The 14,987-nt window shown below is 43.2% G+C and carries 9 protein-coding genes; 4 read left to right on the forward strand and 5 right to left on the reverse strand.

The genetic code is table 11. The annotated features are described in order from the left end of the window. Positions 1-41: 41 nt before the first annotated feature. Positions 42-1,028, reverse strand: coding sequence for an aldo/keto reductase (locus DEO27_RS07150; protein ID WP_112571729.1), 987 nt, complete (start codon positions 1,026-1,028; stop codon positions 42-44). Positions 1,029-1,242: 214 nt separating this feature from the next. On the opposite strand from DEO27_RS07150, the gene DEO27_RS07155 reads away from it, so the two are divergent. Together DEO27_RS07155 and DEO27_RS07160 are read left to right on the forward strand one after the other, a co-directional pair. Further along, entirely contained in the window at positions 1,243-1,593 is a 351-nt protein-coding gene (locus DEO27_RS07155) for a YciI family protein (RefSeq protein WP_112571727.1), read from the forward strand. 40 nt (positions 1,594-1,633) lie between these two features. After that, positions 1,634-2,857 carry an RNA polymerase sigma factor gene (locus DEO27_RS07160; RefSeq protein ID WP_112571725.1) on the forward strand — a complete coding sequence of 408 codons (1,224 nt, stop codon included), beginning with the start codon at positions 1,634-1,636 and terminating at the stop codon, positions 2,855-2,857. A gap of 139 nt (positions 2,858-2,996) precedes the next feature. On the opposite strand, the gene DEO27_RS07165 is transcribed toward DEO27_RS07160, so the two are convergent. From DEO27_RS07165 to DEO27_RS07180, 4 genes are all read right to left on the reverse strand, one after another. Continuing rightward, entirely contained in the window at positions 2,997-5,174 is a 2,178-nt protein-coding gene (locus tag DEO27_RS07165; RefSeq protein WP_112571723.1) for a glycoside hydrolase family 3 protein, read from the reverse strand. A gap of 10 nt (positions 5,175-5,184) precedes the next feature. Continuing rightward, positions 5,185-8,505: a SusC/RagA family TonB-linked outer membrane protein gene (locus DEO27_RS07170; RefSeq protein ID WP_112571721.1), complete on the reverse strand. Its 3,321-nt coding sequence runs from the start codon at positions 8,503-8,505 to the stop codon at positions 5,185-5,187. A gap of 189 nt (positions 8,506-8,694) precedes the next feature. Next, positions 8,695-9,792 (reverse strand): FecR family protein, encoded by a 1,098-nt coding sequence (locus tag DEO27_RS07175; RefSeq protein ID WP_112571719.1) that lies wholly within the window; start codon positions 9,790-9,792, stop codon positions 8,695-8,697. Between the two features lie 51 nt (positions 9,793-9,843). Next, the gene (locus tag DEO27_RS07180) at positions 9,844-10,488 is read right to left on the reverse strand and encodes an RNA polymerase sigma-70 factor (RefSeq protein WP_112571717.1); all 645 of its coding nucleotides are present in this window, start codon (positions 10,486-10,488) and stop codon (positions 9,844-9,846) included. A gap of 181 nt (positions 10,489-10,669) precedes the next feature. Here DEO27_RS07180 and DEO27_RS07185 point away from each other — a divergent pair, with 181 nt between their 5' ends. Both DEO27_RS07185 and DEO27_RS07190 read left to right on the forward strand, forming a co-directional pair. Continuing rightward, positions 10,670-12,109: an alpha-L-fucosidase gene (locus DEO27_RS07185; RefSeq protein WP_112571715.1), complete on the forward strand. Its 1,440-nt coding sequence runs from the start codon at positions 10,670-10,672 to the stop codon at positions 12,107-12,109. A 198-nt stretch (positions 12,110-12,307) separates the two neighbouring features. Beyond that, a complete protein-coding gene (locus DEO27_RS07190; RefSeq protein ID WP_112571713.1) occupies positions 12,308-14,980 on the forward strand; it encodes a glycoside hydrolase family 2 protein in 2,673 nt (890 codons plus the stop codon). Positions 14,981-14,987 lie beyond the last annotated feature (7 nt).

Consider the following 14,987-nt stretch of genomic DNA (forward strand, 5'->3'; position numbering starts at 1 on the left):
ACCAATTTTATACGCCAACGCCTTTGCCCGAAATAATGTTGTTAATTTTTATCTACGAATTTATAGTTTGCCTCATTGTACCTGTCGCCGGTATCAGGATATTTGGCTAAAACAGTTTCGATATCTTGTAAGTCGGCATGAGTTAATTCCACATCAACCGAGCCGGCGTTATCCAACAGGTATTTTCTTCTCTTTGTTCCGGGAATAGGGATAATGTTATCGCCCTGCGCCAGTACCCACGCCAGCGCCAATTGGGCGGGTGTACATTGCTTTTGAGCCGCAAGCTGTGCAAACTCGTGAGCCAGTCCTATATTGTTTTCGGCGTTTTCGCTTTGATAACGTGGCAGGCTTTTTCTGAAATCGTTATCGGCCAGTTTGGTTACATCCAAAGCATTGGTAACTAAACCGCGCACCAGCGGACTAAAAGGAACAAATGAAATGCCTAACTCCTTGCAAACAGGTAAAATCTCAGCTTCTACGTCGCGGGTTAACAATGAATATTCGCTTTGAAGGGCGCTGATGGGATGCACCGCGTGAGCGCGACGAATAGAATTTGCCGAAGCCTCAGATAAGCCCAGGTATTTTACTTTACCTTCTTTTACCAGATCGGCCATAGCGCCAACCATATCTTCAACCGGTACATTTGGGTCTATGCGGTGGGCGTAGTACAAGTCAATCACATCCGTTTTTAAGCGTTTAAGGCTTTTTTCAACAGCGGTTTTGATATATGCAGGCGAGCCATCAAACTCAGTAAGCCTACCATCGGCACCGGCCCTGAAACCAAATTTAGTGGCAATGAAGATCTTATCACGGTTAGGTACTAATACTTTTGATACCAGCTCTTCGTTGCGGCCGTTGGCGTAAACATCGGCAGTATCCCAAAAGTTAATGCCTATTTCTATCGATTTTTCGAGGGTAGCTATCGATTCGTCATCGTCCGGTTGACCGTAGGCATGGTTCATACCCATGCAGCCCAGACCAATGGCCGAAAGCTCGACCCCGGTGTTTCCTAATTTTCTGTATTTCATGGTTTGGTAGTATTGTTATATGATCAAAGTACGTGAAATAACAAAAGCATATCAACCTCAATTTATAAGCGCTATGTAAGGTTATGGCCAGTAAGCCGGTAAATTAGTTATGCAGATTAAGTTTTTCTGACTAATTTGAAAAAAAATCAAACACTTGTCCAATTCAGCAAAACCTGATCGTCTTTTGGTTTTTAACCATTAAATTCAAGAAAACATGAACGAGTTCTTATTGATCTTCAGAAGAGATGCAGAAGCCACCGCGGTGCAACGGTCGCCAGAGCAAATGCAAACCATGATGAATTACTGGCGCGAATGGATTGGCGGCATTGCCGCGCAAAACAAGCTTGTTGCTGTTGGTAACAGGCTGGATACTAACGGGAGTGTAATAAAACCCGATAATGTGGTAACCGATGGGCCTTATGTTGAAGTTAAAGAAGCTATTGGCGGCTATAGCATTATCAAAGCATCGTCGCTGGAAGAGGCAACCGAATTATCAAAGGGCTGCCCGATATTATCGGTAGGCGGCAGCGTTGAAGTCCGTCCTATCATCCCAATGGAAGTGTAAGTTATTTGCCGCTTCTCATATACGGGAGGCGGCTTGTTTTATGCAGCAAGATCAGCTTTTACCGCATCTTTTTCGCTCCGAATATCAAAAGATAATTGCGGTACTGTGCCATTATTTCGGCTTTGAGCATATTGAGGCAGCCGAAGATATTGCCAGTGATACATTCCTCACGGCGGCCGAAACGTGGGGCATTAAAGGTTTGCCGGATAATCCTAAGGCTTGGTTATACACAGTGGCCCGCAATAAAGCGACCGATTATGTTAGACGAAGCGCAAAATTCAAACAAAAAATAGTTGATGGGTTTGATACGGAAGATAATTATGAAGCAGAGATCGACCTTTCTGACCAGAATATCAGCGATAGCCAGTTGCAGATGATGTTTGCCATTTGCCATCCGATACTCCCGGCCGAGGCACAGATTGGTCTTGCCCTGCGTATTCTTTGCGGTTTCGGGATTGACGAAATAGCCGAAGCTTTTTTATCAAATAAGGAAACGATCAATAAACGCCTGTTCAGGGCTAAGGAAAAACTGCGCGAACAGAAAGTAAAGATCGTTTTTCCGGAGACTGCCGATATTGTTAACCGTTTGGGCATTGTATTGAAAACCTTGTACCTGCTTTTTAATGAAGGTTATTACTCCAGTTGCCAGAGCACTACACTACGTAAAGATCTGTGTTTAGAAGCCATGCGGCTCAATTACCTCCTTATAGAGAATAAGCAAACGAACCTGCCGGAAGTAAACGCCTTATTATCGCTGATGTGTTTTCATGCCTCGAGGTTTGATGTCCGGATAGATGACGCCGGCGAGATGATCCGCTACGATGATCAGAACAAATCGCTTTGGAACGATGAGCTGATAGCAAAGGGAAGATACTATCTTAACCTGGCCTCAAAAGGAAATGAAGCCGGTAAATATCATATTGAAGCTGCCATTGCCTATTGGCATACCGTTAAAACAGAGACGCCCGAAAAATGGGAAAATATATTAATGCTTTACAACAGGTTACTTATTGCAGCTTATTCGCCCGTGGCGGCTTTGAACCGGGCTTACGCTTTAGCTAAGGTAAAAGGGAAGGAGAAAGCCATTATTGAGGCGGAGAAATTAAAACTGGATACAAATCACTTGTATCACGTGTTGCTGGGATATTTATATACCTCGGTAGATAATGAAAGGGCGGCTTGGCATTTGCGAATCGCACTTAGACAAGCTAAGACCCCGGCAGATAAAAGTAGAATTATGAAGGATTTAGAGGCCTTGTTATAAAGCCTTGACTAAAAAAGCGTCATTGCGAGGCACGAAGCAATCCCAAACTATACAGGGCGAACCTGCTAATCGGGGATTGCTTCGTGCCTCGCAATGACGCTTATAGTATTATTTTATAAAACTGTTTTTTTGCAGGAGCTTAATTAGCCACTTTAAAATCGGCTACCAGTTTTTCATCGGCCGAGCTGCTGCCCAGTACCAGTTTGTAGCTGCCCGGATAAAGTTTCCATTTATGCGTTGCCAGGTCCCACTTCTGCAGATCCTGAACCGGAATTTTTAGGGTAACCGTACCTTCTTTATCTTGTTCAAGACTGATGCGTTTAAAGCTTTTTAGTTCCTTAACCGGCATTCTATCGATGTTGGGATATTTGATATAGGCTTGTACTACCTCATCGCCGTTGAATTTACCGGTGTTTTTAATATTTACAGTTACGGCAACGGTATCTGCTTTTTTGTAGGTGGCTTTTAATTTGCTGCCCAGGGTATAGTTGAATGTGGTGTAGCTTAAACCAAAACCAAAAGGGTATTGCACCGGACCGGTATAGTAACGGTAGGTACGGCCTTTCATATTGTAATCGCTGTAATCGGGCAGGTTGCTCATGTCTTTATAGAAAGTAAGCGGCAGGTGGCCGGAAGGTGAAACCTCGCCAAAAATAATATCAGCTAACGCGTTACCACCTTGTTCGCCGGGATACCAGGCAAATATGATGGCATCTGCATAAGGCTCAATAGCCGATACATCAATATCGCTGCCTGCGGTAATTACGGCTACCAACGGTTTGTTTTTTACGCTTTTGCGTAACTCTTTCATAAAGGCTATTTCGCTGGCCGGCAGACTTAAAGTCTTTTTATCGCCACCGCTTTCTGACAGGAAAGCATCACCGGCTTCGCCTTCTAAAACAGGGGAGAGGCCTATCACCGCGATTGTGGCGTCGGCATTACCTGCCGCCCAGGTACCACCAAAGTGAGTGGTATCTTTATAATCACAGCCAAGGTCATACTCAACGCGGGTAGCTTTATCAACAGCGCCGGTAATACCTTCAACAAAATTGATCACCTTGCTGCTGGTACCATGATAGTTAGCTATCATAGCATCAAGTGAGGCCGCGTTTGGCCCAACTACCATAATGCTTGAGTAGTTGCTTTTTTTGAATGGCAAAACATTGTTGTTATTCTTTAATAATACCATACTTTGCTGAGCAACCTTACGGGCCAAGGCCAAATGTTGGTCGTTGTGAACACTATCGGCTCCATAAGCATGATACGGGTTAGCTGCAGGATCATCATAAAATCCAAGCTTAAATTCGGTGCGTAAAATAGCGCTCAAGGCCTGGTCAACGTCTTTTTCGGTAAGCAACCCTTGTTTGATAGCTTTGATACCGTCATTTTGTAAAATAGATGAGCAATCCAGGTCGACACCGGCTTTGATGGCAGCAGCAGCTACTTCAACTGCTGTCGGCAAGGTTTTGTGAGTAAGGTAAACATCATCCAAAGCACCGCAATCGGTAACTACGTGGCCGTTAAAGCCCCATTCTTTACGTAAAATATCAGTGAGCAGTACTTTGTTGATAGAGTTGGGTACTCCGTTAACACGGTTGTAGGCGCTCATAACCGATTCAACGTGGTTTTTAACCAACTCGTGAAAAGCATACAGGTAAGTTTCGCGAAGGTCTTTTTCATCAACTTTAGCGTCAAATTTATCGCGGGTAGCTTCCGGGCCGCTGTGAACAGCAAAGTGTTTAGCTGTGGCCGAAGCTTTCAGGTATTTAGGATCATCGCCCTGCAAACCTTTAACAAAAGCCGAACCCATGCGGCCGGTCAGGAATGGGTCTTCCCCATAAGTTTCCTGGCCGCGTCCCCAGCGTGGATCGCGGAAAATGTTAATGTTAGGGGTCCAAAAGGTAAGGCCCATGTATTGCAGGTGCCTGTCTTGCGCAATGGCCAGGTTATATTTAGCACGGGCTTCGGTAGATATGGCTGTTGATACTTGTTTCAATAGGTCATCATTAAAAGTAGCCGACATACCAATAGCCTGTGGGAATATAGTAGCCTCACCGGCACGGGCTACACCATGCAATGCCTCGTTCCACCAGTTGTATGCCGGGATGCCCAAACGGGGCACAGCCTGGCTGCGGTAACCTAATAAAGAGATCTTTTCTTCGAGGGTTAGTTTCGATAAAAGGTCTTTTACTCTTAAGTCAATCGATTGCGAAGCGTCTTTGTAAAAAGGTGTTTGGGCTTTAACAGTAGAAAAATTAAACAGTACCGTTAGTAATACCAAACAGCGCAGTGTAGTTTGTTTTATGGTGGATGCCATTTTAGAGTGATTATTTTTTGAGTTTAAAGTTAATATTTATTCCGTAAGTATGCGTTGGGGGAAGGCTTGCACCCTCAATTCCTGCATATTTTATGTCGGGAGAGAAGCCCGATTCAGGGTCGATATTATCTGATCGTTTCAATATCGTCCATAAATTTCTGCCTACCAGCGAAAAAGTTATACCCTCAAAAGGGGTGTTATTAAGAAAGCCTTTTGAAAATGTATATCCAAAAGTAACCTGCCTGAGTTTAATAAATCTGCCGTCCAATACGTTTAGGGCCGAAACACTTTGGGCAAGTGCCTGGTAATAGGTTTGCGCTGGCACAACAACCGTGTTTTTATCGCCATTGGCATTTACACCATCGCCAACAACACCGGTTTCCCTTCCAGGCAGGGTAAGTTTATTGAAGCCCCGGTAAATGCTGTTATAATTAGTGGCCGAAAGTATTTTGTTACCAAACCTGTAATCGATCAGGAATGATAGGCTGAATTTTTTATAGGTAAAATTGTTGTTAAACCCACCATAAATATTGGGTACCGCGCTGCCCATAGGTACCCTGGGACCGGCTTGAGGTAGCCCGTTGCCATCAAAAATAATTTGGCCTTTGGCATTTCTGAGGTAATCATTCGCCATGATTTGCGGACCGGGTAAGCCTTTCACCAGTGCTGTTGCAGCATTTAGCGGGCGATAAGTGCCAAAGCTTATATTGGCAGATTCGGGCGTGCCATCTGTTTGAAGGATCTTGTTTTGAACATAGGTGAAGTTAAATGAAGGCGACCAGTTAAAATTGGCTGTTTTAAAAGGTGTGCCGCTTAACGAAACCTCAATACCATTATTTTGAGTTGAACCGGTTGGTATGAACCGGCGGGCAAAGCCGGTTGCCAGGTCAAGATCACCTTTAATAATCTCGTTCCTGGTTTTGCGATGGAAGTAGGCAACATCAAGTCCCAGTCGTCCGTTTAAAAACTTCAGGTCGGTACCAACTTCCATTTCTGTAAGTGTATACGGCTTTAAAAATAGATTTGGTAAACTATCGCTAAAACCACCTGTTGGTGTCCCATTCACGGGGTTGTTGATAGTATAATATTGTGATGTGATGTAAACATCGGTGGGTTCGCCGCTGGTTTGGGCATATGACAGGCGGAGTTTTCCAAAATCAAGTCCGGGTATGTGCACAAGATCCGAAAATAGAACGCTTGCCGACACCGACGGAGTAAAAATGCTCCGGTTGTCAACCGGTAGGGTCGAGTAAGTATCATAGCGGCCCGTGGTGGTTAACGTAAGAAAGTTTTTTAACGAAAAATCGACAGAATAATAAGTTGAATGTGTTTCGGAGCTTTTAAAATCGTAGCTGCTGTTTTTTGTAGCCAGGTTAGTGTAGCTATAAAAATCAGGTACAATAAATGGCCCTCCAAAAAGGCGGGTGTATTCGTAGCTGTTTTTACGCAGATTGGCCCCTGCGGATAAGTCAAAGCTAAGCAGGTTTTTTATAATATCACGTTTGGCGCCAATCAAAATGTCGGCATTCAGTTCTGAGCGCTCTGTTGATGATTGCTCATCCATAGAACCGGCGCCTCCCGGCGAGTAAGCAGTTCCGGTAGGCGTGATGGTTAAACGTTTATCATACAGCACATCATCGCCTAAGCGGGCCTGGGCATACATCCAATCTGCGAAATTATAACGGGCCGTTATTGCTGATATCAAACGGTTCCGGCTTATATTATTGATAAATTTATTTACAGCGAAATAAGGATTGGTCACAAAAGTATCGCCGGTCCACCTCAGTTCATCACCGTTTGAGTCATAGCCAGGTGCCAGGGCTGCCTGGTTTTCATTGGCAGCAAGATATTGAATGTTATTGGGGTTAAGGGGGCCATCGCTCAGGTTTGGTTTAAGGTTTGATGATTCATCAATATAGTTAGCAATAACGTTAACGTTAAATTTATCGCTTATCCCCTGGGTGGCGGTTAAGTTTACCGTTTTACGGTTAAGACCACTGTTGCGGATAATGGAGCCATTCCTGAGATCGGAAACAGACAGGCGGAATGCACCTGTTTCATTGCCGCCATTAAAGGCTATGGTGTTGGTATAAGTATAACCGCGGCGGTAAAACTTATCTATATTATCGTTAACTGCCGAGTAGGGGTAATATTTACCATCAAACTGGATGGTAGGCTTGCCGTCAAGCTTTTCGCCCCAACCAAAATTTCCGGATGTTATGGCATTGTTTACTGTTGCCGGCCTGATCCCGTAAAGGCCCTGTCCGTAAACCTTTTGATAATCAAATGTATTGATTGCCTTGTCTGTTTGATAATTGGTATTGAACTCAATTCCAAAGCCCGAGTTCTTTTTACTTGTTTTGGTTGTGATCAGAATCACGCCATTAGCGGCCCTCGCTCCGTACAATGCAGAAGCCGCCTGGCCTTTCAGTACGGTCATGCTTTCAACATCATCAGGATTGATATTGCTTATGCCATCGCCAAAATCGGCGCCACCCCATTCGTTTGCGGCCCCCCGTTGCGTATTATCAATGGGCACACCATTAATGATAAAGAGCGGAGCGCTTGCGCCAAAACTGGTAACACCTCTAAGTAAAATACGTGCGGATGATGCCGGCCCGCCGTTAACGCCGCTAATGCTTAAACCGGCTACCCGGCCCTCTAATGAGTAGGCCACGTTTGATTCTTTGGCTTTATCCAGTACTTCGCCACCTATGGTTGTAACCGAATAGCCAACCTTTTTTTCTTCTTTTTTTATACCGAGGGCAGTTACTACAACTTCGCTTAAGATATTACTTACCGATAGCGTGATTTTAAGCGGAGTGGTTCCGGACACTTTTACTTCGCGGGTAACATAGCCCACAAAGCTTATGATTAGTATTGATTGGTCGGGAGCTTCAAAAGAAAATGAGCCTTGCTGGTCGGTAGGCGCCCCCATGGTTGAGCCCCGTACCCTAACTGTAGCTCCTGCAAGCGGTTTCCCACTTTCGTCAACAACAGTACCTGTTATTTTAACCACATTAACTATTTCGTCAACCGGGGCTATTACTATCAGGTGGTTGGCGAGCTCGGTATATGAAAAGCCCGAATTGGCTAATATTTTATCTAAAACGATTTTAACATCCTCATTCTCAAAGTTTAAATCAACTCTGTTTAACGTTGGTATTTTTCTTTCGCTGTAAACAAAATGATAAAGGCTCTGATGTTCGATGATTGATATAACCTTTTTAAAATCGGCTGATTTTAAGTTAATAGTGACATGGGTTTGTGAATATACAGTTAATATAGCGAGTAAATTGAAGAACAATATTAACGTAAACCGTATTTTCATTTATTCTGATAACCTATACCTATCGTCAACATCCATTAGGGATGCCTAAATTTACATAAATTTTATAATAAGCGGCAGGCTATAGTGCAAAATGAACAGATAACTGTGTAACAATTATAAATATTGTAAATAATATCGGGGGCTACTGAGTTAAGAAAGCGCTTATTGCCCGGTTGTCTGAAAGCGGCATTAGTAAATGAAAATGGTTGATTTTTTTATTTTATAATGAAAGTCTTCGGTACGGCGTAGCGCATCAAGCGCCTCTGTAATACTTTCTTTTTCATAAGTACCGTTGAAGCGGTATTTTTTAAGGTCGTCATTTTTAAATTTAATCTCAACACCATACCAGCGCTCCATACGGGCGGCAAGATCGGCAAAGCTTTCATCCCTGAAAATGAGTTTGTTTTGGGTCCACGAAGTTTCAAGAACAGCACTATCGTACTGGTGAAGACGGGTAAAGCTTGTTAAGACATATTGAGTACCAGCACTGCTATCGGTTGCGGGTGCAAGTTTGTTTTCTTTTTTATGTACCGTAGCAAATGAGCCTTTATTAACAATCAGTTTTTCACTCGGTTTTAAAATGATCCTGTCAGACGGACGGTCGTCAAGTGTAACTTCAATAGCGCCCCTGATCAAGGTTGTTTCACTTGAAGGGTCATTCGGGTATGATTTTACGTTGAAAGCCGTACCTAAAACTTTGATGTTCATTTTTTCAGTATGGATAATGAACGGGTGCTCATGATCTTTATGCACATCAAAAAAAGCTTCGCCGCTTAAATAAACCTCGCGGGTTTTACCTGTAAAGCTTGTCGGGTACCGTAATGAGCTTTTTGAATTAAGGGTAATGCGTGTGCCATCTGTTAGCACGATGGTTGATTTTTCGCGCACAAAGGTATTTTTGTTTTGCCAGGCGCTGGGTACGGTGCCTGCAATTTCACGACCGGCAGTAGTTACCTTTGAATAAAACAGGTAAGCACCGCCGGCTATTAAAATAATGGCCGCCGCAGCACGCCATAAATAACGCATTATACCTTTTTTTACAGGCGCTACCGTAACTATAGGCTCGGTAGTTTCTTGTGCTTTAATTTTTGATTTTATTTTTTGAAAAGCAAGGGCATTGTCAGCGTACTCTGCATCATTGTGTTTCCAATAGGCAGAAAGGGCATCATATTGCTCACGAAGGGAAGCATCATTGGCTAAGCAAAGCAGAAGTTCGTTATGTTCATCAGAGCTGATCTCGTTCGACAGTTTTTTGCCTACCAGCTCTATAAATTTATCATTGCCCATCTTAAAATTGCATCCTTATTTGTGATAGGACAACTTATTTAGGTTAATTACCTACAAGTGTAGAAAAAATAATTGAAAAATCACAACTATTGATCCTAAAATGTTGATTACATTGGCTTTAGGTATATTTTCACTGTGCTTATTGTATTGTGTCAAAACGACACTAAGTTTCTTGATTGCACGAAACAATTGTGTCTGTACTGTGCGCGGCGAAATATTGAGAATTTCGGCCACCTCTTTGTACTTCATGCCATCCTCCTTTATTAGTCTGAAAACAATACGACATTGTTGCGGAAGTCCCGCAATGGCCTGGTCCATCCGGAAGATGAGCTCCTTATTTTCTATTTCTTTTTGAGGGTTGTACGTATTTACAAATTCAACCGAATTGGTTTCTTCAATTTGTACAAGATGAATGGTTGAATATTTTTTGATGTGGTTTAGCGATTGGTTTTTTACCGCAACAAACAAATAGGTTTCGGGGTTCTGAATTTCGGTCAGGTTTTTACGGTTGAGCCAGCATTTCACAAACACGTCCGAAACTATTTCTTCGGCAATTTCCCGTTGATGCACATACAACACGCAAAATTTAATGAGCGAGTTGTTAAGGACATGGAAAAACAGCTCAAAGGCATTCTCATCGTCATTGTTACAAATGAGTTTCCACAATTTTAGCGTATCAACTTTTCTGTCTCTCAAAACTGAAGGATTTTAATTAATCAACTAAATTTAAACTTAATAATGGTGTAACAATAATAACATATTAAAACTAAAAAATGAAATTTATTAACGTAAGTTGCGATGTTTTTTAAAATATTTTAAAAAGTGTGTAGGCAATACACCATATAAAATTGTCAGTAATTTATAAAATAAAAGCTTGATGAAACGATTATTTACAGCATTTCTTTTGGTTTTTGGCTGTGTTAAAGCATTTGGGCAACAGCACAATATGTCAAAGCAGTATGTACCTGCCGGCGACCCCGTGGTTGAGCAAAAAATTGCCAATTGGCAGGATCTGAAGTTTGGTTTGTTCATGCACTGGGGTACTTACAGCCAGTGGGGCGTAGTAGAAAGTTGGAGCATTTGTCCGGAAGATGAAGGATGGACCCAACGCCGCGGCCCTTATGGCGCTACCTATAATGGTTATAAGGCAGCGTATGAAAATTTGCAAACCACCTTTAACCCAACCAAATTCAACCCCGAAAAATGGGTGAAGGCGGCTAAAGATGCTGGTATGAAATATGTGATCTTCACAACCAAGCATCATGACGGTTTTTGTATGTTTGATACTAAAGAAACCGATTATAAAATTACGAGCAGTAAAACGCCATTTTCAAGCAACCCAAGGAGCAACGTAACTAAGGAAATTTTCAACGCTTTCCGTAAAGACAACTTTATGATAGGGGCTTATTTTTCAAAGCCCGACTGGCATACAGAAAATTACTGGTGGCCGTACTTTCCACCTAAAGACCGCAACGTAAACTACGACCCTAAAAAATACCCTGAGCGCTGGCAAAAGTTTAAAGATTTTACCTATAACCAGATCAGTGAGCTGATGAGCGATTATGGTAAGGTTGATATTTTATGGCTTGATGGAGGATGGGTACGCCCTAAAACCAGCGTTGATACAAGTATTGACTGGCAGCGGGGGATTAAATTTGATCAGGATATTGATATGCCAAAGATAGCTGCAATGGGCAGGCAAAAGCAACCCGGTTTAATTGTGGTCGATCGTACCGTAGCCGGTAAATACGAAAACTACACTACGCCCGAGCAGGAAGTGCCGGAAGTGCCTCTTGATCATCCATGGGAAAGCTGTATAACCATGGGCAACTCATGGAGCTATGTTCCCGGCGATCATTATAAATCCGTGCAAAAAATAGTACAGCTATTGGTGAAGATCGTATCACGCGGTGGTAACTTGCTTATGAATATCGGCCCAGGCCCTGATGGTGATTGGGACCCCGTTGCTTATGAGCGCCTGCAAGGCATCAGCCGTTGGATGAAGATCAATGGCGAAGGTATTTACGCCAGCCAGTCGGTAGCGCCGTATTCAACAGGTAATATATACTATACTAAAGCTAAAAGCAGCAATACTATTTATGCCTTTGCCCTGAGCGATGAGGAAAAGGTAGTTTTACCTGCAACTGTATCAGTAAAACTAAAGGATATCAAGAAAGTAAAGAAAGTGACCTTGCTTGGCAGTACGCAAAGCCTTAAATGGAAACAGGTATCCGATGGTATTGATATCAGCATCCCAACAAAATTACAACAAGCCAGCGGGCTTACCGAAGCGGCAGGTTTTAAAATAGTTTATTAAGTAAAAAACAATCCCCTCGTCATTGCAAGGAACGAAGCAATCCCCTATGAGCAGAGTCGCTCTGTATAGTTCGCGATTGCTTCGTTCCTCGCAATGACGAGGAAGCAACCCGACAAAATACCACATAATATAGCCAAGTTTTTACAGCTAAAATGATTTGGCAGTTTTTAATTTTGATCATTCATCCAATCTAAATAAATGACAACAACCCGTTCTGCAGGCAGATCTGCATTGTTTAAATTTTCGGTAGCATTATCTATCCTTGCTTCAGGCGTTTATCAAAACGCGGAGGCGCAAACCAGCTATGAGCTAAACAGCGGCTGGAAATCAACCTCAATGAATAGTGTTAAGGATAATGGCACTGTTATATCTCAAACTAATTATGATCTGGCTGCATGGAACCCGGCAGTTGTTCCCGGTACCGTGTTAACCACTCAGCTTGCCAATAAGCAGGTCCCGGATCCTTTTTATGGGATGAATAACGAAAAGATCCCCGACATTTATAAAGTAGGCCGCGATTATTATACCTATTGGTTTGCCAAAGACTTTAAAGAAACAGCGCCAACAGGCAGCAACCAAACTTACCTCAACTTTCGTGGTGTAAATTATAGCTGTGATGTTTTCCTGAACGGACATAAACTGAACAGCAAGCTGCATAAAGGTATGTTTTTACGCCAGAGCTATAACATTACAAAATGGCTGAGCAAAAACGGAAACAATCGTTTGGCGGTTATCGTGTATCCTCCGGATGTTGTGGGTAACCCCAACGGTGGCCAGGGTGGCGATGGCACTATTGCACGTGGTGTAGGTATTCAATATACCGCAGGCTGGGACTGGATCCAGCCTATCCGCGACCGCAATACCGGCATCTGGGATAAAGTAACTATTGAGCACACCGGCGCGGTAGTTATCAAAGATCCTCATGTGGTTACGCTTGTGCCGGGTGTTCGTCAGCCGGAGGGTGTGCAGCAGCCAGCTATTGTACAGGTATCTGCCGAGGTTGAGAACGCTACCGGCGCACCAGTTAGCGGCGCTTTGCAATATAATTTAGATGGTAAACTGGTATCGCAACAGGTTACTTTAAAAGCCAATTCAAAGCAGGAAGTTAAACTGACCGATTACAGCCTGAAAAACCCTAAGCTTTGGTGGCCAAATGGATATGGTCCGCAAAATTTGTATAAACTTAACCTGCAGTTTGTAGCTGGTGGTAAAGTATCCGACCAAAAAAGCATTGAAGTTGGTGTACGCCAGATCACTACCGAATGGAATAACAAAACTCAAAGCCGCCAGGTTAACATAAACGGTCAAAAAATATTTATTAAAGGCGGAAACTGGATCATATCCGATCAGATGTTGCGCTTTAGTGATGCCCGTTATGATGCCGAGGTTCGTTTTCACCGTGATATGAACCTGAACCTGATTCGTGTTTGGGGCGGCGCGCTAATTGAACGCCCTGAATTTTATGAGGCCTGCGATAAATATGGTATGCTGGTTTTCCAGGATATGTGGGGCTCGGGCGATTGCAACGGCCGTTGGACTGATCCGATGAAACTCGATGACCAATGGACCCGCCGTAAATATCCTGATGATCATGATCTGTATTTAAAATCAGTAGCCGATCAGGTGAAACTGGTGCGTAACTTCCCGTCGCTGGCCATTTGGTGTGGTGGTAATGAGATCACTCCGCCAGAGGATATCTTCGCGGCACTGCGTGATACCATTATGCCTAAATTGGATAATACCCGGTGGTTTATCCCGTATTCAAACTCCGAAGAAATGTCGCGCAATGTACAGGGCGGCAATGGTGATGGGCCTTATGGTGTCCAAAGCCTTACAACTTTCTGGGATCATCAAACCTATCCGTTCAATTCAGAAGTGGGTTCGGTTGGTGTAAGCGACTATGAATCATTAAAGCGTTTTATTCCCGCCGAAAATATGGTTGTACCTGAATTTGATGCATCAACCGGCAAAACCAAAACAGATCCGGTTTGGGAGTATCACAAATACATTGGCTACGATGGCTTTATTGATAAATATGGCAAAGCCAAAGATGTTGAGGATTTTGCCACTAAAGCCCAATTGGTAAACTATGATCAGTACCGTGCCCTGATGGAAGGCTTTAGCTCACATATGTGGGATTGGTATACCGGTACCATCATCTGGAAAACCCAAAACCCATGGACGGCCATGCGCGGTCAAATGTATGATTATTACCTTGACCCTAACGCTTGTTTGTACGGTTTACATAGCGGTAGCGAGCCATTGCACATTATGTATAACCAAACAGACGGTATGGTGATGGTGGCTAATAATACTTTTAAAACACACAGTAACATGCTGCTGGTTGCCAAAACCTATGATATGGATGGCAAGGAGAAGGTATTAACCCAGGTTTTTGCCGATGTAACGCCAACCACCACTAAAAGGTACCTGTCGCTTAAGCATGAGATCGAGAAAGAAGCGAAGGATAAAGGCGTATTCCTTTGCCTGCAGCTGCTTAAATCAGATAAAGAGGTGATCAGCGAAAATATTTACTGGCTACCTGATGCAAACGGCGATTTTTCGGGCTTGCAAAAAATGCCTAAAGGCAATTTAGGTGCTACCGCAAAATACCTGAAAAATGGTAAGGTTGAAGTTACCCTGACTAATGAAGGTAACGGTGCGCTTGCATTCTTTAACCGTTTATCGTTAGTTAATGCTGATACTAAGCAACGTATCCTTCCGGCGTTTTACAGCGATAACTATGTGACTGTGTTGCCTGGCCAAACCAAAAAGGTTGTGATCGATCACAACCCGGGAGCAGACAAAAATCTTGCTGTAACCATTGGCGGCTGGAATATCGCGGAAAGAACCATATCTATCGACAAATAATAACAGA

Source organism: Mucilaginibacter rubeus, from assembly GCF_003286415.2.
Lineage (GTDB): Bacteria > Bacteroidota > Bacteroidia > Sphingobacteriales > Sphingobacteriaceae > Mucilaginibacter > Mucilaginibacter rubeus_A.